This is a genomic window from Mixta sp. BE291 (genome assembly GCF_031457955.1).
Classification (GTDB): domain Bacteria; phylum Pseudomonadota; class Gammaproteobacteria; order Enterobacterales; family Enterobacteriaceae; genus Mixta.
Genome location: NZ_JAVDXN010000006.1, coordinates 39,227 through 62,940, shown reverse-complemented (window position 1 = coordinate 62,940; position 23,714 = coordinate 39,227). Strand labels below are relative to the sequence as shown.

At 55.7% G+C, this 23,714-nt stretch carries 22 protein-coding genes; 19 read left to right on the top strand and 3 right to left on the bottom strand.

The window, feature by feature from the left end:
- The first annotated feature begins 110 nt into the window (after positions 1 to 110).
- The 5 genes from pyrG to J2X14_RS14780 all read left to right on the top strand — a co-directional run bounded on the left by pyrG (position 111) and on the right by J2X14_RS14780 (position 7,757).
- Complete coding sequence (gene pyrG / locus J2X14_RS14800) at positions 111 to 1,748, top strand: glutamine hydrolyzing CTP synthase (protein WP_352411942.1); 1,638 nt, start codon at positions 111 to 113, stop codon at positions 1,746 to 1,748.
- A 78-nt stretch (positions 1,749 to 1,826) separates the two neighbouring features.
- Positions 1,827 to 3,122, top strand: a complete 1,296-nt coding sequence (gene eno, locus J2X14_RS14795; RefSeq protein ID WP_352411941.1) for a phosphopyruvate hydratase — start codon at positions 1,827 to 1,829, stop codon at positions 3,120 to 3,122.
- A 566-nt stretch (positions 3,123 to 3,688) separates the two neighbouring features.
- Positions 3,689 to 5,575 carry an acyltransferase family protein gene (locus tag J2X14_RS14790; RefSeq protein WP_352411940.1) on the top strand — a complete coding sequence of 629 codons (1,887 nt, stop codon included), beginning with the start codon at positions 3,689 to 3,691 and terminating at the stop codon, positions 5,573 to 5,575.
- 136 nt (positions 5,576 to 5,711) lie between these two features.
- A complete protein-coding gene (queE, locus tag J2X14_RS14785) occupies positions 5,712 to 6,383 on the top strand; it encodes a 7-carboxy-7-deazaguanine synthase QueE (protein WP_352411939.1) in 672 nt (223 codons plus the stop codon).
- Positions 6,384 to 6,446: 63 nt separating this feature from the next.
- Positions 6,447 to 7,757, top strand: a complete 1,311-nt coding sequence (locus J2X14_RS14780; RefSeq protein ID WP_352411938.1) for an NAD(P)/FAD-dependent oxidoreductase — start codon at positions 6,447 to 6,449, stop codon at positions 7,755 to 7,757.
- 7 nt (positions 7,758 to 7,764) lie between these two features.
- Here J2X14_RS14780 and queD read toward each other — a convergent pair whose 3' ends face one another.
- Positions 7,765 to 8,127 carry a 6-carboxytetrahydropterin synthase QueD gene (gene queD / locus J2X14_RS14775; RefSeq protein WP_352411937.1) on the bottom strand — a complete coding sequence of 121 codons (363 nt, stop codon included), beginning with the start codon at positions 8,125 to 8,127 and terminating at the stop codon, positions 7,765 to 7,767.
- A 305-nt stretch (positions 8,128 to 8,432) separates the two neighbouring features.
- Between queD and cysJ the strand changes: the two genes are divergently transcribed.
- From cysJ to J2X14_RS14760, 3 genes are read left to right on the top strand one after another with little or no spacing between them, the layout of a single operon-like run.
- The gene (gene cysJ, locus J2X14_RS14770; RefSeq protein WP_352411936.1) at positions 8,433 to 10,247 is read left to right on the top strand and encodes an NADPH-dependent assimilatory sulfite reductase flavoprotein subunit; all 1,815 of its coding nucleotides are present in this window, start codon (positions 8,433 to 8,435) and stop codon (positions 10,245 to 10,247) included.
- Positions 10,247 to 11,959 carry an assimilatory sulfite reductase (NADPH) hemoprotein subunit gene (cysI, locus tag J2X14_RS14765; protein WP_352411935.1) on the top strand — a complete coding sequence of 571 codons (1,713 nt, stop codon included), beginning with the start codon at positions 10,247 to 10,249 and terminating at the stop codon, positions 11,957 to 11,959. Before cysJ ends, cysI begins: the two co-directional genes overlap by 1 nt.
- Before the next feature lie 10 nt (positions 11,960 to 11,969).
- Positions 11,970 to 12,701, top strand: coding sequence for a phosphoadenylyl-sulfate reductase (locus tag J2X14_RS14760; protein WP_352411934.1), 732 nt, complete (start codon positions 11,970 to 11,972; stop codon positions 12,699 to 12,701).
- 673 nt (positions 12,702 to 13,374) lie between these two features.
- Here the strand turns inward: J2X14_RS14760 and J2X14_RS14755 are convergent.
- Together J2X14_RS14755 and J2X14_RS14750 are read right to left on the bottom strand one after the other, a co-directional pair.
- Positions 13,375 to 13,659, bottom strand: a complete 285-nt coding sequence (locus J2X14_RS14755) for a YciI family protein (protein WP_352412179.1) — start codon at positions 13,657 to 13,659, stop codon at positions 13,375 to 13,377.
- Complete coding sequence (locus tag J2X14_RS14750) at positions 13,659 to 14,693, bottom strand: aminopeptidase (protein WP_352411933.1); 1,035 nt, start codon at positions 14,691 to 14,693, stop codon at positions 13,659 to 13,661. The genes J2X14_RS14755 and J2X14_RS14750 overlap by 1 nt, the downstream gene beginning before the upstream one ends.
- 256 nt (positions 14,694 to 14,949) lie before the next feature.
- Between J2X14_RS14750 and cysG the strand changes: the two genes are divergently transcribed.
- From cysG to J2X14_RS14695, 11 genes are all read left to right on the top strand, one after another.
- The gene (gene cysG / locus J2X14_RS14745; protein WP_352411932.1) at positions 14,950 to 16,365 is read left to right on the top strand and encodes a siroheme synthase CysG; all 1,416 of its coding nucleotides are present in this window, start codon (positions 14,950 to 14,952) and stop codon (positions 16,363 to 16,365) included.
- Positions 16,366 to 16,374: 9 nt separating this feature from the next.
- Entirely contained in the window at positions 16,375 to 17,283 is a 909-nt protein-coding gene (gene cysD / locus J2X14_RS14740) for a sulfate adenylyltransferase subunit CysD (RefSeq protein ID WP_352411931.1), read from the top strand.
- 11 nt (positions 17,284 to 17,294) lie between these two features.
- Positions 17,295 to 18,728 carry a sulfate adenylyltransferase subunit CysN gene (gene cysN / locus J2X14_RS14735; protein ID WP_352411930.1) on the top strand — a complete coding sequence of 478 codons (1,434 nt, stop codon included), beginning with the start codon at positions 17,295 to 17,297 and terminating at the stop codon, positions 18,726 to 18,728.
- Between the two features lies 1 nt (position 18,729).
- Entirely contained in the window at positions 18,730 to 19,335 is a 606-nt protein-coding gene (gene cysC, locus J2X14_RS14730) for an adenylyl-sulfate kinase (protein WP_352411929.1), read from the top strand.
- 56 nt (positions 19,336 to 19,391) lie between these two features.
- A complete protein-coding gene (locus J2X14_RS14725; protein WP_352411928.1) occupies positions 19,392 to 19,712 on the top strand; it encodes a DUF3561 family protein in 321 nt (106 codons plus the stop codon).
- Positions 19,713 to 19,933: 221 nt separating this feature from the next.
- Complete coding sequence (ftsB, locus tag J2X14_RS14720; protein ID WP_352411927.1) at positions 19,934 to 20,251, top strand: cell division protein FtsB; 318 nt, start codon at positions 19,934 to 19,936, stop codon at positions 20,249 to 20,251.
- Positions 20,252 to 20,253: 2 nt separating this feature from the next.
- Positions 20,254 to 20,973 (top strand): 2-C-methyl-D-erythritol 4-phosphate cytidylyltransferase, encoded by a 720-nt coding sequence (ispD, locus tag J2X14_RS14715; protein ID WP_352411926.1) that lies wholly within the window; start codon positions 20,254 to 20,256, stop codon positions 20,971 to 20,973.
- Positions 20,973 to 21,452 carry a 2-C-methyl-D-erythritol 2,4-cyclodiphosphate synthase gene (ispF, locus tag J2X14_RS14710; protein WP_352411925.1) on the top strand — a complete coding sequence of 160 codons (480 nt, stop codon included), beginning with the start codon at positions 20,973 to 20,975 and terminating at the stop codon, positions 21,450 to 21,452. The genes ispD and ispF overlap by 1 nt, the downstream gene beginning before the upstream one ends.
- A complete protein-coding gene (truD, locus tag J2X14_RS14705) occupies positions 21,452 to 22,501 on the top strand; it encodes a tRNA pseudouridine(13) synthase TruD (protein ID WP_352411924.1) in 1,050 nt (349 codons plus the stop codon). Before ispF ends, truD begins: the two co-directional genes overlap by 1 nt.
- 274 nt (positions 22,502 to 22,775) lie before the next feature.
- Positions 22,776 to 23,006, top strand: coding sequence for a ParD-like family protein (locus tag J2X14_RS14700; protein ID WP_352411923.1), 231 nt, complete (start codon positions 22,776 to 22,778; stop codon positions 23,004 to 23,006).
- Positions 22,981 to 23,310: a type II toxin-antitoxin system RelE/ParE family toxin gene (locus tag J2X14_RS14695; protein ID WP_352411922.1), complete on the top strand. Its 330-nt coding sequence runs from the start codon at positions 22,981 to 22,983 to the stop codon at positions 23,308 to 23,310. The genes J2X14_RS14700 and J2X14_RS14695 overlap by 26 nt, the downstream gene beginning before the upstream one ends.
- Positions 23,311 to 23,714: the final 404 nt, after the last annotated feature.

Genomic DNA, 23,714 nt, shown 5'->3' with positions numbered 1-23,714 from the left:
CAGAAACGGCGATGGCGGCAATGATCAATTGTGGGTAAGAGGTGAATCCAGTATACTGTTTTCCCGTCCTGGTTATTCCACCGTTTTAAACCTCAACTCTCAGGTTCAGCATGACAACGAACTATATTTTTGTGACCGGCGGGGTCGTATCCTCTCTGGGTAAAGGCATTGCCGCAGCCTCCCTCGCAGCCATTCTCGAGGCGCGTGGCCTGAACGTGACCATCATGAAACTGGACCCGTATATCAACGTGGATCCCGGTACCATGAGCCCGACGCAGCACGGTGAAGTGTTTGTCACCGATGACGGCGCCGAAACCGATCTCGATTTAGGTCACTATGAACGCTTTATCCGCACCCGGATGACGCGTCGCAATAACTTTACCACTGGCCGCATCTATTCTGAGGTGCTGCGCAAAGAGCGTCGCGGTGATTATCTTGGCGCCACAATCCAGGTGATTCCGCACATCACTAATGCCATCAAAGAGCGCATTATTGAAGGCGGCGAAGGCCATGACGTCGTGCTGGTGGAAATCGGCGGTACCGTTGGCGATATCGAATCGCTGCCTTTCCTTGAAGCCATCCGTCAGATGGCGGTTGATGTCGGCCGCGAACATACCCTCTACATGCACCTGACGCTCGTGCCTTATATGGCAGCGGCGGGTGAAGTAAAAACCAAACCGACTCAGCACTCCGTTAAAGAACTGCTCTCTATCGGTATCCAGCCTGACGTGCTGATCTGCCGTTCCGATCGCGCCGTTCCTGCTAACGAACGCGCAAAAATCGCGCTGTTCTGTAACGTGCCGGAAAAAGCGGTTATCTCCCTGAAAGACGTTGATTCCATTTATAAGATTCCTGGCCTGTTGAAATCACAGGGCTTAGATGATTATATTTGTAAACGATTCAGCCTGAACGTGCCGGAAGCAAACCTCTCTGAATGGGAGCAGGTGATCTACGAAGAAGCCAATGCGGGCGGAGAAGTCACCATCGGGATGGTCGGCAAATATGTCGAACTGCCGGATGCGTACAAATCCGTGATTGAAGCGCTGAAGCACGGCGGCCTGAAAAATCGCGTAACGGTGAACATCAAACTGATCGACTCGCAGGATGTGGAATCGCGCGGCGTCGAAGTGTTGAAAGATCTGGATGCCATCCTGGTGCCGGGCGGCTTTGGTCCGCGCGGTATTGAAGGCAAGATCCTCACCGCGCAGTATGCGCGTGAAAACAATATTCCTTATCTGGGCATCTGCCTGGGTATGCAGGTTGCGCTGATGGAGTTCGCGCGTAACGTTGCGGGTATGGCTGATGCCAACTCAACGGAATTTGTGCCAGACTGTAAATATCCGGTGGTGGCGTTGATCACCGAATGGCGCGATGAAAACGGCAACGTTGAAGTCCGCAGCGAGCAGAGCGATCTCGGTGGTACCATGCGCCTTGGCAGCCAGCAGTGCCAGCTGACCGATAACAGCCTGGTGCGCCAGCTGTATGGCTCCGATACCATCGTTGAGCGTCATCGTCATCGCTATGAAGTCAACAACATGCTGTTGAAACCGATCGAAGCAGCGGGACTGCGCATCGCAGGCCGTTCCGGTGACGATCAGCTGGTTGAGATTATTGAAAACCCGAACCACCCGTGGTTTGTTGCGTGTCAGTTCCACCCGGAATTTACCTCAACGCCCCGCGATGGTCACCCGCTGTTTGCCGGCTTTGTAAAGGCCGCCAGCGAGTACCAGAAGCATCAAGTGAAGTAAGCATTTTTATAACAGTGCGCGAACTTTTCGCGCACTGTTTGTCAGAGTTTTAGCTTAACTTGTACTGAGGAAAAACTAATGTCCAAAATCGTTAAAGTCATCGGTCGTGAAATCATCGACTCACGTGGTAACCCGACTGTTGAAGCTGAAGTTCACCTGGAAGGCGGTTTTGTCGGTATGGCTGCCGCGCCGTCAGGGGCTTCTACCGGCTCTCGTGAAGCACTGGAACTGCGTGACGGTGACAAATCTCGTTTCCTGGGCAAAGGCGTGACGAAAGCCGTTGCTGCGGTTAACGGTCCGATTGCTGAAGCCATCCTGGGTAAAGATGCAAAAGATCAGGCGAACATCGATAAGATCATGATCGACCTGGACGGTACTGAAAACAAATCTAACTTCGGTGCTAACGCGATTCTGGCGGTTTCTCTGGCAAGCGCCAAAGCTGCAGCCGCAGCGAAAGGCATGCCGCTGTATGAGCACATTGCTGAACTGAACGGCACGCCGGGCAAATTCTCTATGCCGCTGCCGATGATGAACATCATCAACGGTGGTGAGCACGCCGACAACAACGTCGACATCCAGGAATTCATGATCCAGCCGGTTGGCGCTTCCAGCGTGAAAGAAGCGATCCGTATGGGTTCTGAAGTGTTCCATCACCTGGCGAAAGTGCTGAAAGCGAAAGGCATGAACACCGCAGTCGGTGATGAAGGCGGCTACGCGCCGAACCTGGGCTCCAACGCAGAAGCGCTGGCCGTTATCGCTGAAGCGGTAAAAGCAGCGGGCTACGAGCTGGGCAAAGACATCACTCTGGCGATGGACTGTGCGGCATCTGAGTTCTACAAAGATGGCAAATACGTTCTGGCTGGCGAAGGCAACAAAGCATTCACTTCTGAAGAGTTCACTCACTTCCTGGAAGACCTGACCAAACAGTACCCGATCGTTTCTATCGAAGATGGTCTGGACGAATCTGACTGGGAAGGTTTTGCTTACCAGACTAAAGTGCTGGGCGACAAAATCCAGCTGGTGGGCGACGACTTGTTCGTTACCAACACCAAGATCCTGAAAGAAGGTATTGAGAAAGGCATCGCTAACTCCATCCTGATCAAATTCAACCAGATCGGCTCACTGAGCGAAACCCTGGCTGCGATCAAGATGGCGAAAGATGCGGGCTACACTGCCGTTATCTCTCACCGCTCTGGCGAAACTGAAGATGCCACTATCGCTGACCTGGCGGTAGGTACGGCAGCAGGCCAGATCAAAACCGGTTCTATGAGCCGTTCTGACCGCGTAGCGAAATACAACCAGCTGATTCGTATCGAAGAAGCGCTGGGTGGTAAAGCACCGTTCAACGGTCTGAAAGAAGTTAAAGGCCAGTAATTCGCTGGTAAGGCGCGGCGGAATTATCCGCTGCCCAATAATGCTAAACCCCGTCGCCTGACGGGGTTTTTTTATATCCTGATAAAAGCTGGTTTGCTAACAAAACGCGTCAGCGTCAGCGGTAAAACTTTACCGGCTGACAGGTCAGCGCATAAAAAGGATGTGCTGGTTAATTCGGGCCAGCATTAATTAACGTTGGGATAAATTTTAATACCACTATTATTTCAAGCGATGAAACGGATTAACTGCCGCTCTCTGGTTGCGTAATAAACCGGCAGATGACCACGGCAAAAAGGCGATTGGACAAGTGTGTAAAGAATATGTCAGGCGCATGACAGAAGTTTGATATGCATCACATTGCGGCCTGAAGGCAAAAGGTGACCTACGTATAAATCTGAAAAGCCCCAACTTGAGCCAGGGATTTTTTACTATTTTGTTAAAAATTAGCGGGTTAGCCTTTAATAAAGTGTTTCCAGAACTGTCTGATTTGGCTTAGGGCAGGGTTAATTACTGGAAAAAATATGTAAACCTTACGTCATTAACTGTAATGAGACGGAAGGTTCAAAATGAAATATCGCGCTGATATTGACGGTCTTCGCGCACTTGCCGTGCTGCCAGTGATCGCCTATCACCTGGGCGTGACCGGCATACCAGGTGGCTTTACCGGGGTAGATATCTTTTTCGTGATATCCGGTTACCTTATTTGCGGCATTATTTACCAGAGCGCTATGAAGGGAGAGTTTTCTTACCTTGAGTTCTATAAACGCCGCTGCTTACGTATTTTACCGCCGCTGTTTGTGGTGCTGATCGCCACGCTGTTATTTGGTTACCATAATCTGTTACCGGCACAGTTTACCGAATTAGGTAATAGCGCCGTTGCCACCACGCTTTTCTCTTCCAATATTTTCTTTTGGCAGCAAACCGGTTATTTCGCCGGCCCGGCGGAGCTGAAACCGCTGCTGCACACCTGGTCTCTGGCGGTTGAGGAGCAGTTCTACATTCTGTTCCCGATTGTGCTGCTGTTTGCCGTTCGCTGGTTCCGTCATCGCGTCACGCAGGTGATGCTGGCGATCATTGCGGTTTCATTTCTGCTCAGCGTGGTTGGCGTGCTGAAAAAGCCCGACTTCACCTTCTATATGTTGCCGACGCGCGCATGGGAACTGGCGATTGGCGGACTGATTGCAGTTTCCACCATGGAAACGCGCATGGCGGCGGTGCGTCAGGAAATTAAACATCTGATGAGCCTGGCCGGACTGGCGCTGATTCTGTTTGGCTTCTTCTGGCTCAACACCAGCAAACCGTTCCCTTCATGGAATGCGATCTGGCCCTGCGTCGGCAGCTTCCTGCTGATTCTGGCGGGCCGCGAGGCGGTGGTAAACCGCGTTCTGGCGCTGAAGCCGGTGGTTTACGTCGGGATGATCTCCTACTGCCTTTACCTGTGGCACTGGCCGTTGATCGTTTACAGCAAAATGTTCCTGAACATGGACGAAGGCATGCGCGATCTGCTGGTGCTGGCGCTGACCTTTGCTCTGGCTATCGCTTCCCGTTATCTGGTTGAGATTCCTTTCCGCTATAAGCTGTCGAACCTGAATCCGACCCTGGTTTCCGCCTTTTCGGTGGTGGGTCTGGTGATTGTCGCGTCGGCCACGCTATATAAAAGTCATGTCAGCAATGAGTCCGGTAAGTTTTCCGATCAGGCGCTGGCGGTAGCGAAATTCTCGCAGTATCGCGGCACCGAAGAGTATTTTTATCAGTTCCGTTTAGGGAAATGCTTTATCGATGGCAACAACGAGGCGAAAGGGCATTTCGATCGTGATTTCTGCCTGAAAACCTCCAGCAGCGAGAAAAACTATCTGCTGGTGGGCGACAGCCACGGCGCTCATTTGTGGCGTGCGCTTAGCCTGGCGGCGGGTGAGAACGTTAACCTGATGCAGGCGACATCCGCAGGCTGTAAACCGGTTTCGCATCAGTCCATTAATAATAAATGTACCGAACTGATGGATTACGTTTATCAGCAGTGGATCCCCAAACACAAAGTGGATGGCATTATCATTTCTGCTCGCTGGCTGCCGGAGGATATCGCGCCGCTGAAAGCCACGCTGGAGACGCTGAAAGGCATCACCAACAATATTACGGTAATGGGACCGACCATTGAGTATGCCGAGGCGCTGCCTGACTTGCTGGCCTATCAGGAGAACGGACGCAAAGATTTAGTTTCCAGCTCCATTAACCATAATATTAAAGGTATCGATCTGCGCATGCAGCAGGCGATGGCTGAAGAGAAAGTGGGTTATATCTCGGTCTATAACATTATGTGTCCGAATGATGTTTGCCATGCGCTGGCGTCAAACGGTCAACCGAGCGCGTTTGACTATGGTCACTTTACCCTGAGCGGCGCAAACGACGTTGCCCGTCAGGCAATGGCGAAAATGCACCGGAATAAATTCATGTAATGCCACGTCGCCGCCCGCCATCAGCGCGGGCGGCGGTTTCATGCTTCAGTTTGTGCCTTTTCTGCCCACGGCATTTGGCGTCACCTCCTCTATCTGCCATAATCTGCGCCCTTATTTCTCCTGACGTGAGTGCGTAATGCAGTACCCGATTAATGAAATGTTCCAGACGTTGCAGGGCGAAGGTTTTTATACCGGCGTTCCGGCAATTTTTATCCGCTTGCAGGGATGCCCGGTTGGCTGCAGCTGGTGCGATACCAAACACACATGGGATAAGCTGGCCGATCGGGAAACCTCGCTGGGCGATATTCTGCTGAAAACGGTGGAAACCGATGCCTGGGGCGCTGCCGATGCCGAAGCGTTATTAAACACCATTAACCAGCAGCAGTGGACGGCGCGCCATGTGGTGATTACCGGCGGCGAGCCCTGTATTCATGACCTGACGCCGTTAACGGAAGCGTTGCAGCAGGCCGGTTTCAGCTGTCAGATCGAAACCAGCGGAACCCATCCTGTACGCTGTACGACGCAAACCTGGGTAACGGTATCCCCTAAAGTGAATATGCGCGGCGGTTATGATGTGCTGGATCAGGCGCTGGTACGCGCTGATGAGATCAAACATCCGGTCGCGCGTCAACGCGATATCGACGCGCTGGATCAGCTCCTGGCGCGCGTGCAAGATGATAAAGCTCGGATTATTGCGCTACAGCCGATAAGCCAAAAAGAGGACGCCACGCGTCTTTGCATCGCCACCTGTATTGCCCGTAACTGGCGCCTTTCGATGCAGACCCATAAATACCTCAACATTGCCTGATTAACGCCCTTGCCTGCGGGTGGTACACTCCTTGTTCGGAATAGCCACACCAAAGGAAGGGTTATGCATCATTTGCCGCTTAATCAAAACATCTCCGGCTGGCTCGCCCAGCATCCACAACGTGCGGTTTTCCCGGCGCTAACCGCCGCCATCGACGCTGACTGGGTGGTGATTGGTGCCGGTTACGCCGGATTAGCCTTTGCCCGTCGTCTGGCCGCGTTAAAACCGGCATGGAAAATCGCGGTGCTGGAGGCGGGCACCGCTTACGAAAGCGCATCCGGCAGGAACTCCGGTTTTATTATCGGCTTGCCGCACAATATCGGCAGCTCAACGGCCGAACTAAAAAAAGCCCACGCTTATCGTCAGCTGTTGCAGGCGGGTATGCAACGGCTAAAAGCGCTGGTGGATGCGCATCGCATCGAATGCGCCTGGGATGCCGCCGGAAAATATCATTGTCAGGTCGCAGTCGGGCAGGAAAAGATTTTACAGCGTTACTGCGCCAGCCTGGAGCAGATGGCGGAAGATTATCAGCTGCTGAACCGCGACGAACTACAGGAAAAACTGGGCACCCGCTTTTATCACAAAGCGATCTTTACCCCCTATACGGTGCTGGTGAATCCGGCGTTGCTGATTGCTGGTCTGGCTGCGACGCTGCCTGCTAATGTTACGCTTTATGAGCACAGCCCGGCGCTGGCCCTCGATTACCAGCGGGGAGGCGTCACGGTTTATACCGCCACGGGCGCGGTGCGGGCGCAAAAAGCAATGCTGGCGACCAATGCGTTATCGAGCCATTTACTGCCGGGCGTTCGCCGTCAGGCGGCAATGGCAACCTTTGCCAGCCTGACGCCGCCGCTTACTGAGCAACAGCTGGCGCGGCTGCCGCAGATGACAAGCTGGGGATTAACGCCGGTCAACGCGATTGCGGGCGCCACGCTGCGCTTTACCCAGGATCGTCGTTTCCTGCTGCGTCAGCATGTGATCCCGGCGCTGCATGGCAACATCAGCGCACGCCAGACGCAGCGCGCGGCCCGCTTGCATCATCAGCTGTTTCGCAAAGTCTATCCGCAGCTTGAAGATGTGGCGTTTAGCCATTGCTGGTCGGGCACCATCAGCGTGACGCGTAACGGCGCGCCGCAGTGGGGCAAAATCAACCCTTTTTTGTATACGGCGGGCGGCTGTAACGGGGCAGGAATATCTAAACAGACCATTGCTGGTGAGCTGCTGGCGGACTATGCCGTTGGGCAGGATCATCCGCTGCTGGCTGCTATGCAGGCGTTGGGTAAAGCCAGCTGGCTTCCCCCATCGCCTGTACTGGACATTGCTATCCACGGCGCGCTACAGAAAGAGCGCTGGCAGGGCAGGAAAGAGCGTTAGGCCGCGACTACTCGCCGCGATAAACGCAACCGGCGGTGCAGGTTTCTTTGATCATCACTGCGCTAAGAAGCGGCATTACCGGTTTCATCTGCTGCCAAATCCACTGCGCCAGCACTTCGCTGGTCGGGTTCTCCAGACCGGGAATATCGTTCAGGTAATAGTGATCGAGACGATCGTATACCGGTTTAAAAGCGGCCTTCAGCTCGGCGAAATCCATAATCCAGCCGGTATAAGGGTCGACATCGCCGGTGATTTCAAGACGCACCAGGAATGAGTGACCGTGCAGACGTCCGCACTTATGGCCTTCAGGCACATGCGGCAGATGGTGTGCGGCTTCGAACTGGAAATCTTTAAAAAGCGTGGTTGCCATAATCGGTATCTCAGTTGTTGCAAAAACCGGCGAAGTCTACCGGAAAAACAGATTTTTCGCACCAGTTTCCCCGGTTAGCGCGCTTTTGACGCGGGTACAGTTATTGTCCAGCAAGTAAATCACTGATAAATAAATCATTTAATAAGAAGCGAAAACGTTAAGCTTTATCGGCAAAAGTGTTTAGGCGTTTTGGTTATTTATTATTTCTAACCCTTATTTACCGGTTAATATGCGACTCGGTAACCTCTACGCTATCTTCCGTCTCTGAACGGTTTGGCACCACTGATACTGGAACTATCAAGGCAATGACGACTCAGGCACCCCCAGGTTCTTTGCTCCCGCTTGACCCGGAGCAGCTCGCCCGCTTGCAGGCGGCGACCCATGATTTATCAACGACGCAGCTGGCATGGATTTCCGGCTATTTCTGGGGGGTGGTGAACCAGTCGCCCGGCGCTGCTGCCGTTGCGCAAAATGCGCCTGCGCCCGCCGCTGAGGCACCGGCGATTACGCTGCTTTCCGCTTCGCAAACCGGCAATGCGCGCCGCGTCGCGGAACAGCTGCGTGACGATTTGCTGGCAGCGAAACTGAATGTGAAGCTGGTAAACGCCGGTGACTATAAATTCAAGCAGATCGCGCAGGAAAAACTGCTGATCGTGGTGACCTCGACGCAGGGCGAAGGCGATCCGCCGGAAGAGGCGGTGGCGCTGCATAAATACCTGATGTCGAAAAAAGCGCCGAAGCTAACGGAAACCGCCTTTGCGGTGTTTGGCCTTGGCGATACCTCGTATGAGTTTTTCAGCAAAGCGGGGAAAGATTTCGACAGTCGGCTGGCTGAGCTGGGCGCTGAACGTCTGCTGGATCGCGTTGATGCTGACGTTGAGTTTGCCGCCGACGCGCAAAAATGGCGCGAGGCGATTGTCGCGCTGTTGCAGAAGCGCGTGCCCGCCGAGACGCCTGCGCAGGCCGCTGCTACCGCAACCGGCACCGTTAATGAAGTGTTTACCACGCCCTACACGCGTGACGAACCGCTGGTGGCCTCACTTGCGCTGAATCAGAAGATTACCGGTCGCGCTTCCGATAAGGATGTGCGGCACATTGAGATCGATTTAGGCGATGCCGATCTGCGCTATCAGCCGGGCGACGCGCTTGGCGTCTGGTATGAAAACGATCCGGCGCTGGTGAAAGAGCTGACGGAACTGCTCTGGCTGCGCGGCGATGAAATCGTTGAGGTTAAAGGGCAAAGCCTGCCGCTGGCGCAGGCGTTGCAGCAGCATTTTGAGCTGACGGTTAATACGCCGCAGATCGTTGAGCAATACGCCAAACTGGTGCGCAACGAGAAACTGCTGGCGCTGGCGGCGGATAAGGCGCAGCTCCAGCATTATGCGCAAACCGTGCCGATTGTGGATATGGCGCGTCTGGCGCCCGGCGAGCTTAACCCGGAGCAGCTGTTGTCATTATTGCGTCCGCTAACGCCGCGCCTCTATTCCATCGCCTCTTCGCAGGCGGAAACGGAAAACGAAGTGCATATTACCGTTGGCGCGGTGCGCTATGAGATTGACGGACGTCCGCGCGCGGGCGGCGCTTCCAGCTATCTGGCCGACAGGCTGGAGGAAGAGGGCGAGGTGCGAGTGTTTATCGAGCATAACGATAACTTCCGTCTGCCCGCCAATCCCGATGCGCCGGTGATTATGATCGGGCCGGGCACCGGTATCGCGCCGTTCCGCGCCTTTATGCAACAGCGTGAAAATGACGGCGCCAGCGGCAAGAACTGGCTGTTCTTCGGCAATCCGCACTTCACTGAAGATTTCCTCTATCAGGTGGAGTGGCAGCGCTATGTAAAAGAAGGGCTGCTGACTCATATCGATTTGGCCTGGTCGCGTGACCAACAGCATAAAATTTACGTACAGGACAAGATCCGCGAGAAAGGCGCGGAGGTGTGGCGCTGGTTGCAGGACGGCGCGCATATTTACGTCTGCGGCGATGCCAATCGTATGGCGAAAGATGTTGAGCAGGCGTTACTGGAAGTGGTAGCTGAGCAGGGCGGTATGGACCTTGAATCGGCTGATGAATTTTTAAGTGAGCTGCGCATTGAGCGCCGTTATCAGCGAGATGTTTACTAATGAGTGAAAAACACCCAGGACCGCTGGTCGTCGAAGGAAAACTCTCCGATGCGGAGCGCATGAAAAAAGAGAGCAATTTTCTGCGCGGGACGATTGCCGACGATTTACAAAATGGCCTGACCGGCGCCTTTAGCGGCGATAACTTTCTGCTGATCCGCTTTCACGGCATGTATCAGCAGGATGACCGCGATATTCGCGCCGAACGTGCCGAGCAGAAGCTGGAGCCGCGTCATGCGATGATGCTGCGCTGTCGTCTGCCGGGCGGCATCATTACGCCGAAGCAGTGGCTGGCGATTGAACATTTCGCCACGGAAAACACGCTGTACGGCAGCGTGCGCCTGACCAACCGTCAGACTTTTCAGTTTCACGGCATTCTGAAAAAGAACGTGAAACCGGCGCATCAGATGCTGCACGACGTGGGGCTGGATGCGATCGGCACCGCCAACGATATGAACCGTAATGTGCTGTGTAGCTCTAACCCGGTGGAGTCGGAGCTGCATCAGGAAGCGTATGAGTGGGCGAAGAAAATCTCTGAGCATCTGCTGCCGCGCACCCGTGCCTATGCCGAAATCTGGCTGGATGAGAAAAAGGTTGTCACCACCGAAGAGGAGCCGATCCTCAGCGCCACCTATCTGCCGCGTAAGTTCAAGACCACGGTTGTGGTGCCGCCACATAACGATGTGGATCTGCACGCCAACGATTTGAACTTTGTCGCTATCGCCGAGAACGGCAAGCTGGTGGGCTTTAACCTGCTGGTGGGCGGCGGGTTGTCCATTGAGCATGGCAATAAAGAGACCTACGCCCGTACCGCCAGCGAGTTTGGCTATCTGCCGCTGGATAAGACGCTGGCGGTTGCCGAGGCGGTGGTCACCACCCAGCGCGACTGGGGCAATCGCACCAATCGTAAGAATGCCAAGACTAAGTATACTCTTGAGCGCGTGGGCGTAGAGACGTTTAAAGCGGAAGTGGAACGTCGCGCTGGCCTTACCTTTGCGCCGATCCGCCCGTATGAGTTCACGACGCGTGGCGATCGTTTCGGCTGGGTAAAAGGGATCGATAATAAGTGGCACCTGACGCTGTTTATTGAGAACGGCCGTTTGATGGATTACCCGGATCGTCCGCTGAAAAGCGGCATCGCGGAGATCGCTAAAATTCATCAGGGCGATTTCCGTCTTACCGCCAACCAGAATCTGATCGTGGCGGGCGTGCCGGAAAGCGAAAAAGCGCGCATTGAAGAGATTGCCCGCGCGCATGCGCTGATGGAGAACGTTACCGCGCAGCGTGAGAATTCCATGGCCTGCGTGGCGTTCCCGACCTGTCCGCTGGCGATGGCGGAAGCGGAACGTTTTCTGCCCGCCTTTGTGACGCGCGTTGAAGAGATTATGTCGCAGCACGGCGTTGGCAATGAGCATATTGTATTGCGCGTGACCGGCTGTCCGAACGGCTGCGGGCGCTCCATGCTGGCGGAGGTGGGGCTGGTGGGTAAAGCGCCGGGACGTTATAACCTGCATCTCGGCGGCAACCGCAGCGGCACGCGTATCCCGCGCATGTACCGGGAAAATATTACCGCAGAAGAGATTCTGACGCATATCGATGAGCTGGTTGGCCGCTGGGCGCAAGAACGTACGCCGGGCGAAGGCTTTGGTGATTTCACCATTCGCGCCGGTGTGGTTAAACCGGTTGTCGATCCAGCCCGCGATTTCTGGGAATAACGGAGGGGATATGTCTGTACTCGATATCGCAGCACTGAATGCATTACCGAAGTTAGATCGCATTATGGCGCTGGCTGAGGTGAATACGCAGCTGGAGGCGCTGTCCGCCGAGGATCGCGTGATCTGGGCGCTGGAGAATCTGCCGGGTGAGTTTGTGCTCTCTTCCAGTTTTGGTATTCAGGCGGCGGTGTCGCTGCATCTGGTTACGCGCCAGAAGCCAGACATTCCGGTGATTTTGACCGATACCGGTTATCTGTTCCCGGAGACTTACCGGTTTATTGATGAGCTGACGGAGAAGCTGGATCTGAATCTGAAGATTTTCCGTGCCGAGCAATCGGCGGCGTGGCAGGAAGCGCGTTACGGCAAGCTGTGGGAGCAGGGCGTGGAAGGGATTGAGCGCTACAACGAGATCAATAAGGTAGAGCCGATGAACCGCGCGTTGCAGACGCTCGGCGCGCAGAGCTGGTTCGCCGGTTTGCGCCGCGAGCAGTCCGGCAGCCGGGCGAATTTGCCGGTGCTGGCAGTGCAGCGCGGGGTGTTTAAGGTGTTGCCGATTATCGACTGGGATAACCGTCAGGTTTACCAGTATTTGCAGCAGCACGGTTTGGGTTATCACCCGCTGTGGGAGGAAGGCTATTTGTCGGTGGGCGATACGCATACTACCCGCAAGTGGGAGCCGGGCATGGCCGAGGAGGAGACGCGCTTTTTTGGTTTGAAGCGCGAATGCGGGCTGCATGAGTAAGATTCTGTAGTAAATGAGAAGGGCGGCTGCAAGGCCGCTTTTTTGTATTGCTGGTCAGGGATCGTTTGCGAGCCGGTGGGAGGTTCAGCGGCGAACGGGGCGCTTCCCCTGGCAGTTGAGTTGTCTGCTATGTCGTCTGCGAGCTGGTGGAAGGTTCAGCGGTGAACGGGGTGCTTCCCCTGGCAGTTGAGTTGTCTGCTATGTCGTCTGCGAGTTGGTGGAAGGTTCAGCGGTGAACGGGGCGCTACGTAAAGGCGGCGTGAATCCATCCCTGGAGCCTCCGCCGCGTCATCCCTGACGCGGAGGCTTTACTCCGGCCCCGCTCGCCGCTTCCCTTGGCAGTTGAGTTGTCTGTTTGCCGCTTCCCTGGCTGCTGAGTTGTTTTTTACGTCGTCTGTGAGCTGGCGGGAGGTTCAGCGGTGAACGGGGCGCTACGTAAAGGCGGCGTGAATCCATCCCTGGAGCCTCCGCCGCGTCATCCCTGACGCGGAGGCTTTACTCCGGCCCCGTCCGCCGCTTCCCTTGGCCGCTGCGTTGTCTGTTGGACGCTTCCCTTGGCCGCTGCGTTGTCTGTTGGACGCTTCCCTTGGCCGCTGCGTTGTCTGTTGGACGCTTCCCCTGGCCGCTGCGTTGTCTGTTTGCTGCTCCGCTGGGCTGCTGCGTTGTCTGTTGGTTAACTTTCTGCCAGCGCTTTTAATGCCTCTGAGGTCAGCGAAATATTCACCTTAATCACCTCGTAATGCGCAACCGCGACAAAAGGATCTTCGGCCAAAATGGTATCCAGGCGACCACGATCGATATCTTTTGCCATCAGCACGCCGCCGGTGCGCGGATCTTTGCGGCCTGCGGCAATAAACACGTCAGCGTCGAAATAGCGTTTCAGCCAGCTAATATGCGCGTCCGTCAGCGCTTCAACTTCCTCAATCGGGCGATGGTAGCTCAGATTAATGATATACATCATGACTCCTTGTTGGCGGCGGGCGGATTAGCCAGCTCGTTAATCAGGGGAAACAGAATGCGCACGCTGTCGCGCGTGCGGGCGCTGATGCGTCCGGGTAACCAGCGATCAAGATAGTTAACGTTATCCCGCTCGGTTTGATGTTGCGCGCTGCCCTGCGGGAAATGGCGGGAAGCCGTGCGCTGCTGCATACCATCTTTCTTGCCCAGATCCCAGTTCGCGGCGCGCACCGTCAGCAAGGGAAAACCGGCAGTGTCAAACGCGTTTGGCGTCGGGTACGCGGCGCTATGGGGCGGACGCGTCGCCGCGTTAATGCCATATCGATGCGCAATATCCAGCGCCCGATCGCGCGTCTGCTTGATCACCGCCGAGGCGGTGTTCTGCCCACTGTTAAAATAGAGCCGATCGCCGACGATCAAACTGTCGAGATCGATCACCAGCAGCGTATTCTTGCGATCGTCCGCTTTCATGCGGGCAATATAGGCTTCCATACCGTGCAAATCATCCTGATGCGCGCTGAGCGCGACAAAGCGCACCCCGTAATGCAGCGGTTGATGGCTAAGCTGCTGCGCCAGCTCCAGCATCACGCCCAGCCCGGAAGCGTTATCGTCCGCGCCCTGAAGACGCAGTCCGCCGATATCCTTTTGCGTCTCTTCTTCGCTTAGCGGCCGCCAGGTGTCCAGATGCGCAACCACTAAAATCTCCTGCGGTACTTCGCCGCTGCGTGCGGCAATCACCGATGTGGCGGTAAGGTTGCGCCAGCGCGTCTTGCCATCATTGCCGCGCCAGGCGGCTTTGGTTTTAAAATCGCGCTTATCGCTTTTATAACCCATGGCAACAAACTGTTGTTGCAGATAATCGGCGGTAAGCAACTCTGCCGGGCTGCCCGCCATGCGGCCGGGAAACCAGGTGGCGATATGGCGTAGTTGCTGTTCTGCAAACTGGCCGGGAACCGGAGAGCTGGCGCTAACCGGCAAACTGATGCCGCAGCTGAGCAGCGCGGCCAACGCGCTCAGGCGGAGCAGGGAAAACATACCGTGGTCCTTAGACGTCATCCGGTGACGCTGAAACGAAATAATTTTGCCAGGATAGTATGAAACTGTGACGCAGATTGCACAATTTCAATCGCTCTTAAATACCCGAAATATCATCTGTTAAGCACCTTTTATGCAAAGCTTTGCCGGAGCGTTATTCCATTCAGTAACTACTCATTCCAATTCGTAATTTCATCTGCCGGAAGCAGCAGTCGTATAGTCGCGTTAACTTTTTGTTATTTAATGTAAGGTCGACGTGGATTATCTCCCTATATTTGCCGATCTAAAAGCCAAACCGGTGCTGGTTGTCGGCGGTGGCGACGTGGCGGCGCGCAAAATCGAACTGCTGCGCCGCGCTGGCGCGCATGTGCAAATTGCCGCGCGCGCGCTCTGCCCGGAACTGCAGGCGCTGGCGGATAGCCAGCAGCTTGAGTGGCTGGCGACCCATTTCGATGAGCAGCAGCTCGATCAGGTTTATCTGGTGATCGCCGCCACCGACGACAGCGAACTGAATGCGCAGGTTTTTGCCGCGGCCAATCAGCGTCGACTGCTGGCAAATGTCGTCGATGACCAGCCGAAATGCTCCTTTATCTTCCCGTCGATCGTTGACCGCTCACCGCTGGTGGTGGCGATCTCTTCCAGCGGCACCGCGCCGGTGCTGGCGCGTATGCTGCGTGAAAAGCTGGAAACCCTGCTCCCCGCTAACCTCGGCGCGATGGCGCAGGTGGCGGGTGAGTGGCGCGACAAAGTCAAACAGCGTTTCAGCAAAATGTCCGATCGCCGTCGCTTCTGGGAACGCGCGTTTAACGGGCTGTTTGCCAGCCAGATGGCGGCAGGCAACGTGCAGGGCGCGAAGCAGACGCTGGACGCGCAGCTAACCGAAGAGACCGCCCATCAGGGGGAAATTATTTTAGTGGGCGCAGGGCCGGGCGATGCCGGACTGCTGACGCTGCGGGCGTTACAGGTTATGCAGCAGGCGGATGTGGTGCTGTATGACCATTTGGTCAGCGAAGAGATTCTGGATCTGGTGCGGCGCGACGCCGACCGCCTGTGCGTGGGAAAACGCGCCGGTGCGCATTCAGTGGCGCAGGAAGAGACCAATCGCCTGCTGGTGCAGCTGGCGAGCAAAGGAAAGCGCGTTGTGCGTCTGAAAGGCGGCGATCCCTTTATTTTTGGTCGCGGCGGGGAAGAGCTACAGGCGGCGGCGGAAGCGGGCATACCTTTCCAGGTTGTGCCGGGCGTCACCGCCGCATCCGGTGCCACCGCCTATGCGGGCATTCCATTAACCCACCGCGATTATGCGCAGAGCGTCCTGTTTATTACCGGCCACTGCCGCGCCGATGGACAAACCATCGACTGGCCGTCGCTGGCGCGCGCGCATCAAACGCTGGCGATCTATATGGGCACGGTAAAGGCGGCGGAAATCGCCGCGCAGCTCATCGCCCACGGACGTGCGGCATCAACGCCGGTTGCCGTTATCGGTCGCGGTACGCGCCAGGATCAGCAGGTGCTGACCGGGACGCTGGAACAGCTGGAACAGCTGGCGCAACAGGCGCCGACGCCCGCGCTGCTGGTGATTGGTGAGGTGGTTAATCTCCACGCGCAGCTGGCCTGGTTTCAACATTCAGCACAGCAGGCCGGACGCGATTCCGCCGTTGTGAATTTGGCTTGAGGAAAAATCATGGATCAAAAACGACTGACTCATCTGCGTCAACTGGAGGCGGAAAGCATCCATATTATCCGCGAAGTGGCGGCTGAATTTGGCAATCCGGTAATGCTTTACTCCATTGGTAAAGATTCATCGGTCATGCTGCATCTGGCGCGTAAAGCCTTTTATCCCGGCACGCTGCCGTTCCCGCTGCTGCACGTTGATACCGGTTGGAAATTTCGCGAAATGTACGAATTCCGCGATCGCACGGTAAAAGCGATCGGCGCGGAGCTGCTGGTTCATCGCAACCCGGAAGGCGTGGCGATGGGCATCAATCCCTTTGTGCACGGCAGCGCGAAGCACACCGATATCATGAAAACCGAAGGGCTAAAGCAGGCGCTGAATAAATATGGCTTTGATGCTGCGTTTGGCGGCGCGCGTCGTGACGAAGAGAAGTCGCGCGCGAAAGAGCGTATTTACTCTTTCCGCGATCGCTTTCACCGCTGGGATCCGAAAAACCAGCGCCCGGAGCTGTGGCACAACTACAACGGACAGATTAATAAGGGCGAAAGCATTCGCGTCTTCCCGCTCTCCAACTGGACCGAGCTGGATATCTGGCAATACATCTTCCTGGAAAACATTGAGATTGTGCCGCTTTACCTGGCCGCAGAGCGTCCGGTACTGGAACGTGACGGCATGCTGATGATGATCGATGACGAGCGTATCGACCTGCAACCCCATGAAGAGGTGAAATCACGCATGGTGCGTTTCCGTACCCTGGGTTGCTGGCCGCTGACCGGCGCGGTGGAGTCGTCGGCACAAACGCTGCCGGAAATTATTGAAGAGATGCTGGTTTCCACCACCAGCGAGCGACAGGGCCGCGTTATCGACCGCGACCAGGCTGGCTCAATGGAGCTGAAGAAACGTCAGGGTTATTTCTAAGGGGAAGCCAGATGAATACCGTTATTGCACAACAGATCGCCGATCAGGGCGGGGTGGAAGCCTGGCTGCATGCGCAGCAGCACAAGAGCCTGCTGCGTTTTCTTACCTGCGGCAGCGTGGACGATGGTAAAAGTACGCTGATTGGTCGCCTGCTGCACGATACGCGGCAGATTTATGAAGATCAGCTTTCATCGCTGCATAACGACAGCAAGCGCCACGGCACCCAGGGCGAGAAGCTCGATCTGGCGCTGCTGGTGGATGGCCTGCAGGCCGAGCGCGAACAGGGCATTACCATTGATGTCGCTTACCGCTATTTCTCTACCGAAAAGCGTAAGTTTATTATTGCCGACACGCCGGGACACGAGCAGTACACGCGTAATATGGCCACCGGCGCGTCCACCTGTGACCTGGCGATTTTGCTGATTGACGCGCGCAAAGGCGTGCTGGATCAGACGCGTCGCCACAGCTTTATCTCTACGCTGCTGGGCATTAAACACCTGGTGGTGGCGATCAATAAAATGGATCTGGTGGAGTACAGCCAGGATCGCTTCGAGCAGATCAAACAGGAATACTTTGATTTCGCGGCGCAGCTGCCGGGCGATCTCGATATTCGTTTCGTCCCGATGTCGGCGCTGGAAGGCGACAATGTCGCAACGCAAAGCACCACCATGAACTGGTACAGCGGCCCCACGCTGCTGGACGTGCTGGAAACGGTGGAAGTGAACCGCGTGGTAGAAAGCCAGCCGATGCGTTTCCCTGTGCAGTACGTAAACCGACCGAATCTCGATTTCCGTGGCTATGCCGGTACGCTGGCCTCGGGCATTCTGCGGGTGGGTCAACGCGTGAAGGTGCTGCCTTCCGGCGTTGAATCAAGCGTGGCGCGCATCGTGACCTTTGATGGCGACTTGCCGGAGGCGGGACCGGGCGAAGCGGTGACGCTGGTATTAAGCGATGAAATCGATATCAGCCGTGGCGATCTGCTGGTGGCGGCGGAGGAAACGCTGAAAGCGGTGCAGGGCGCAGCCGTGGATGTGGTCTGGATGGCAGAGCAGGCGCTAACGCCTGGCCAAAGCTTTGATGTGAAAATCGCCGGTAAGAAAAGCCGCGCCCGCATCGAAAGCATCGACCATCAGGTCAATATCAATAACCTGACGCACAACAATCAGGTTGACGCGCTGCCGCTGAACGGCATCGGCCGGATAAACGTGATCTTTGATGAGCCAATGGTGCTGGATGCCTATCAACAGAATCCGGTGACCGGCGGCATGATCTTTATCGATCGGCTGACTAACGTCACCGTCGGCGCCGGAATGATCCATCAACCGCTGCAGCAGGCGAGCGCCAGTCAGGGCGAGTTCTCCGCTTTTGAGCTGGAGCTGAATGCGCTGATCCGTCGTCACTTCCCGCACTGGGAAGCGCGCGATCTGCTGGCGGGCAAGCAATAAGATGGCGACGCATGATGAAAATGTCGTCTGGCATGCGCACGCGGTAACGCGTGCCGATCGCCAGCAACAGCACGGGCATCGCGGCGTGGTGCTCTGGTTTACCGGCCTCTCCGGCTCCGGCAAGTCAACGGTCGCCGGGGCGCTGGAGCAGGCGCTGCATCAGCTGGGCGTCAGCACCTATCTGCTGGATGGCGATAATGTGCGGCACGGCCTGTGCCGCGATTTAGGCTTCAGCGACGCCGACCGCAAAGAGAATATCCGCCGCGTAGGCGAGGTTGCCAGGCTGATGGTGGATGCCGGGCTGGTGGTGCTGACCGCCTTTATCTCGCCGCACCGCGCAGAGCGGCAGATGGTGCGGGAAATGCTGGGCGCAGGCGAGTTTATCGAAGTGTTTGTCGATACGCCGCTGGCGATTTGCGAGGCGCGCGATCCGAAAGGGCTGTATAAAAAAGCGCGGGCGGGCGAGCTGCGCAATTTTACCGGCATCGACGCGGTTTATGAGGCGCCTTCGCTGCCGGAAATCCATCTTGACGGCGAACAATTGGTAACAAAATTAACCGCGCAACTGTTAGATCTGCTGCGCCAGCACGATATTATCAACGCCTGAGATTGCAGCGGCAAACTGCCAGAGAGCGGGCCGCGATGCGCAACAACAGGATACCTATGCATAATGTTACACCCCTGCTGGCCCGTAAACATAGTCGTGACCAGGACGAGCGTGCCTGGTCTTTTCCCGGCGGCGTAATCGGTTTTGTTTCTTACTGGTGCGCCCTGAGCATCCCCTTCCTGCTGTATGGTTCTAATACGCTGTTTTTCCTGCTGTATACCTGGCCTTTCTTCCTTGCTCTGCTGCCGGTCGCCGTTTTGATCGGGATTGCGTTTGGTTTGCTGCTGCGCGGGCAGTTTATCTGGACGCTGCTGCTGACGCTGGTTACCGTTACCTCGCTTTTCTGGCTGCTCTTTTCCTGGCTAACCGGCTGGTAAGGCGCGCTGTGGTGGGCCTCTGCCACGGCCTCAGCCTGAGACCGGCGGGTTAACGCCTGATTGCGCGGCGCTTGCTGATGATCAAACGCGACGACGCGTTACAAAACTTTACCTGCTGCGTTATTTCCAGGCACTGCGTAGAGAAAGCGGCGCAATTTCGCTGGCGGAGTGGAGTCCGGCGAAAAGTTATGGGATGATTGAGCCGTTTTTCAGGGGGCAGGATGGGAAAACTGACGCTGCTGTTACTTGCATTACTGGTTTGGCTGCAGTATTCGCTGTGGCTGGGCAAGAATGGTATTCATGATTACACCCGCGTCAGCGATGACGTTGTGGTACAACAGGCGGGTAATGCCAAATTAAAAGCGCGTAACGATCAGCTGTTTGCCGAAATCGACGATCTTAACGGCGGTTCGGAAGCAATTGAGGAGCGCGCGCGCAATGAGCTGGGGATGATTAGACCCGGAGAGACCTTCTATCGCCTGGTGCCGGATCAAAATAAACGTAACGGTCAGCAGGCTTTGTCAAATCAACAACGATAGCAATGACCACTATAACTGACGCCTGGCCAGATATTATCGCCGTGGTGCCCGCTGCCGGTATCGGCAGCCGTATGCAAACGGGGCGCCCTAAGCAGTACCTGACCATTGGTCAGTCCACCATTCTGGAGCACAGCATTGCCAGCCTGCTGGCGCACCCGGCGATTAACCGGGTGATCGTTGCGCTTAGCCCGGACGATAACTATTTTCAACAGCTACCGCTGGCAAGCGACCACCGCATCCTGACGGTAACCGGCGGAAAACAGCGCGCCGATTCGGTGCTGGCAGGCCTGCAGGCAGCGCCACAGGCGGACTGGGCGCTGGTGCATGACGCGGCGCGTCCCTGCCTGGCCGCAGACGATCTGAACCGTTTATTAGCGCTTTGCCACCACAGCCGCATTGGCGGCATTCTTGCCGCGCCGGTGCGCGACACCATGAAACGCAGCGAACCGGGCAAAGATGCGATCGCGCATACGGTTGAGCGTGAAGCCTTATGGCATGCTCTGACGCCGCAGCTGTTTCCTTTAGCGCTGCTGCGCCACTGTCTGGCGCGCGCGTTAGAGGAAGGCGCCATCATTACCGATGAGGCCTCGGCGCTGGAATATTGCGGCTATCATCCAGAACTGATCGCTGGCCGCAGCGATAACATTAAAGTCACCCGCCCGGAAGATCTGGCGCTGGCGGCCTTTTATCTTACTCAACAACACAACAAGGAGTGCGCATAATGCGTATTGGTCACGGTTTTGACGTCCATGCTTTCGGTGGCGAAGGCCCGTTGATTATTGGCGGCGTGCGGATTCCGTTTGAGAAAGGCTTTATTGCCCATTCCGATGGCGATGTGGCGCTGCATGCTCTGACGGATGCGCTACTGGGTGCCGCCGCGATGGGCGATATCGGCAAGCTTTTCCCTGATACCGATCCCGCATTTAAAGGTGCGGACAGCCGTGGGCTGTTGCGCGAAGCCTGGCAACGCATTCAGGCAAAAGGCTATCGGCTGGTGAATGTCGATGTCACCATTATTGCGCAGGCGCCGAAAATGCTGCCGCATGTGCCGCAGATGCGCATCAATATCGCGGAAGATCTTGGCTGCCATATGGATGACGTTAACGTCAAAGCCACCACCACCGAAAAGTTGGGCTTTACTGGACGCGGCGAAGGCATCGCCTGTGAAGCCGTGGCGCTGATTGCACGGGCGGAGGCATAATGGCGTTACCTGAATGGCAGTGGCTTTACGGCAAGCCTGAAATCCGTGGGCAGGTAAAAGCCAGCCCGGAAGATTTTGTGGTGATCGAAGATCTCGGTTACGAGGCGGATGGCGAGGGCGAGCATCTGCTGGTGCGCATCCGCAAGACCGGCTGTAATACGCGCTTTGTGGCCGATGCGCTGGCTAAATTCGCCGGCATCCATCCACGTGATGTCAGCTTTGCCGGAATGAAAGATCGTCATGCCATCACCGAGCAGACGCTGTGTTTGCGCCTGCCGGGCAAAGAGACGCCCGATTTCTCCGCGTTTACGCTGGAAGGCTGCGAGATCCTGCATCTGGCGCGCCATAAACGTAAGTTACGCACCGGCGCGCTGGCGGGTAACGCTTTCCAGCTGGTGCTGCGCCAGATCAGCGATCGCACGGCGCTGGAGGCGCGGCTGCTACGCGTGCAAAGCGGCGGCGCGCCAAACTATTTCGGCCAACAGCGCTTTGGTTTCCAGGGCAACAACCTGGATCAGGCGACGCGCTGGGCCAACAATGAAATTCGCGTGCGCGAACGCAACAAGCGCAGCTTTCTGCTTTCGGCGGCGCGCAGCGTCATGTTTAATCAGGTGGTCAGCGATCGCCTGGCGCAGCAGGGCAGCCTGACGCAGGCGCTAACAGGCGATGCGCTACAGCTCACCGGTCGCGGCAGCTGGTTTGTCGCCGATGCCGCCGAGTTACCTGCGCTGCAAACGCGCGTGGATAATAATGAACTGCGCATCACCGCGCCGCTGCCGGGCAGCGGAGAGTGGGGAAGCCGTGACGCGGCGCTGGCTTTTGAGCAGCAAAGCCTGGCCGACAGCGCGCCATTGATCCAGCTGCTTGAGCGTGAGCGAGTAGAGGCGGCACGTCGGGCGATGCTGGTGATCCCGCGCGATATGCGCTGGCACTGGCGCGATGACGCGACGCTGGAACTCAGTTTTTGGCTGCCAGCTGGCAGCTTCGCCACCAGCATAGTCAGGGAACTTTTCGAACAGGAAGGTAACGATGCGGATATTGCTGAGTAATTAGCATTACTGTCTCATGTTGCTTCTGTCGATCTCACGTTGAAAATTATCCCGCATCAAATCTGGCGCTATCGCTTTTATCCGCTGAACGGTAAAGCGGGCGATGTCCGTGCCAGTTTTGATAAATTGCTCGAACTGAACAGAACCCACGGCGTGCGGTTTTTTTGTGCCATAAAGGGGTGTGGATGCGACAAAAAGTTGCATGAAGCGACAAAGGGACGCATTATTCTGATGGCATTAACTCAGAGGAGTTTAATCATTAGAGGTAAAACCTATGGCTACTAGTATCCGTCTCGACGATGACTTTGTTAACGACGTTAAGATTCATGCTGATGCAGCCAGCCGCAGTGTTCCGAAGCAGATTGAACATTGGGCCAAAATTGGCCGAATAGCTGAAGATAACCCTGATCTGCCTTACAGCTTTATCAGTGAGACCTTATTGGCGCTTAGTGAAGTCAATAACCAGAAGGTTTCCCGTTATGTCAGAAGAACAGAACGAAAGTAATATTGAAGTTTTTCAAAGCCGCCGCTTTGAAAAAGCAATGGACAAGCTGCCTGAAACACTACAGGCAGTGGTAGAAGATGAGATCGACCGCATCATTGCAGATCCAGATATTGGAGAGCTGAAAAAGGGCGATTTAAACTTCCTTCGCGTGCATAAATTTTTACTCCATCACCAACAGGTTTTGTTGGGGTATAGCTGGGTTGAAAATAAGCTAGAACTCTATCTATTGAGTATTGGCGCGCACGAAAATTTCTATCGTGACCAAAAGAAAAATCGAAAGGCTGATTTAAAGCTAATCGGATGAATTAAAAGGCTCGCTTTGGCGGGCTTTTTGTTTATGGCGCACTTTATAAATTCCTCAAACCCATCCTCCTCATGATCCCCAGTCGCCTCACTTGCGACGCCCACACCCGGTGCCGCTGCTGTACGGCAAATGCCGGATCGACGGCGCGATTATCTCTGCGGGTATGCGATTTTGTTAATGAACTGGCACGCGTTAACTGGCAGTTCACGCTGGCAGAGGCTAATGCATGGATTGAAAACAACATCAGTACATTTAAAGACGTTTCAATTAATGAAAGCGAGGCCCGCACGTTTCTGATGCATAACTCAAATAATGGGGGCATGGTGTAATGAGTTTTAAAAAAAAGGAGGCTATCCGATCTGGATAAGGCGCGCTAGAATGCCTCACATTACGCCACCCCCCTG

What these genes read in the sequence shown, in the direction of transcription:
- queD (WP_352411937.1), bottom strand. Translation starts at nt 8,127, where the DNA reads ATGGCAACCACGCTTTTTAAAGATTTCCAGTTCGAAGCCGCACACCAT.
- J2X14_RS14700 (WP_352411923.1), top strand. Translation starts at nt 22,776, where the DNA reads ATGGCTACTAGTATCCGTCTCGACGATGACTTTGTTAACGACGTTAAG.
- J2X14_RS14750 (WP_352411933.1), bottom strand. Translation starts at nt 14,693, where the DNA reads ATGTTTTCCCTGCTCCGCCTGAGCGCGTTGGCCGCGCTGCTCAGCTGC.
- J2X14_RS14695 (WP_352411922.1), top strand. Translation starts at nt 22,981, where the DNA reads ATGTCAGAAGAACAGAACGAAAGTAATATTGAAGTTTTTCAAAGCCGC.
- cysD (WP_352411931.1), top strand. Translation starts at nt 16,375, where the DNA reads ATGGATCAAAAACGACTGACTCATCTGCGTCAACTGGAGGCGGAAAGC.
- cysI (WP_352411935.1), top strand. Translation starts at nt 10,247, where the DNA reads ATGAGTGAAAAACACCCAGGACCGCTGGTCGTCGAAGGAAAACTCTCC.
- ispD (WP_352411926.1), top strand. Translation starts at nt 20,254, where the DNA reads ATGACCACTATAACTGACGCCTGGCCAGATATTATCGCCGTGGTGCCC.
- J2X14_RS14755 (WP_352412179.1), bottom strand. Translation starts at nt 13,659, where the DNA reads ATGTATATCATTAATCTGAGCTACCATCGCCCGATTGAGGAAGTTGAA.
- pyrG (WP_352411942.1), top strand. Translation starts at nt 111, where the DNA reads ATGACAACGAACTATATTTTTGTGACCGGCGGGGTCGTATCCTCTCTG.
- J2X14_RS14760 (WP_352411934.1), top strand. Translation starts at nt 11,970, where the DNA reads ATGTCTGTACTCGATATCGCAGCACTGAATGCATTACCGAAGTTAGAT.
- cysJ (WP_352411936.1), top strand. Translation starts at nt 8,433, where the DNA reads ATGACGACTCAGGCACCCCCAGGTTCTTTGCTCCCGCTTGACCCGGAG.
- eno (WP_352411941.1), top strand. Translation starts at nt 1,827, where the DNA reads ATGTCCAAAATCGTTAAAGTCATCGGTCGTGAAATCATCGACTCACGT.
- ftsB (WP_352411927.1), top strand. Translation starts at nt 19,934, where the DNA reads ATGGGAAAACTGACGCTGCTGTTACTTGCATTACTGGTTTGGCTGCAG.
- J2X14_RS14790 (WP_352411940.1), top strand. Translation starts at nt 3,689, where the DNA reads ATGAAATATCGCGCTGATATTGACGGTCTTCGCGCACTTGCCGTGCTG.
- J2X14_RS14725 (WP_352411928.1), top strand. Translation starts at nt 19,392, where the DNA reads ATGCATAATGTTACACCCCTGCTGGCCCGTAAACATAGTCGTGACCAG.
- truD (WP_352411924.1), top strand. Translation starts at nt 21,452, where the DNA reads ATGGCGTTACCTGAATGGCAGTGGCTTTACGGCAAGCCTGAAATCCGT.
- J2X14_RS14780 (WP_352411938.1), top strand. Translation starts at nt 6,447, where the DNA reads ATGCATCATTTGCCGCTTAATCAAAACATCTCCGGCTGGCTCGCCCAG.
- cysC (WP_352411929.1), top strand. Translation starts at nt 18,730, where the DNA reads ATGGCGACGCATGATGAAAATGTCGTCTGGCATGCGCACGCGGTAACG.
- queE (WP_352411939.1), top strand. Translation starts at nt 5,712, where the DNA reads ATGCAGTACCCGATTAATGAAATGTTCCAGACGTTGCAGGGCGAAGGT.
- cysN (WP_352411930.1), top strand. Translation starts at nt 17,295, where the DNA reads ATGAATACCGTTATTGCACAACAGATCGCCGATCAGGGCGGGGTGGAA.
- ispF (WP_352411925.1), top strand. Translation starts at nt 20,973, where the DNA reads ATGCGTATTGGTCACGGTTTTGACGTCCATGCTTTCGGTGGCGAAGGC.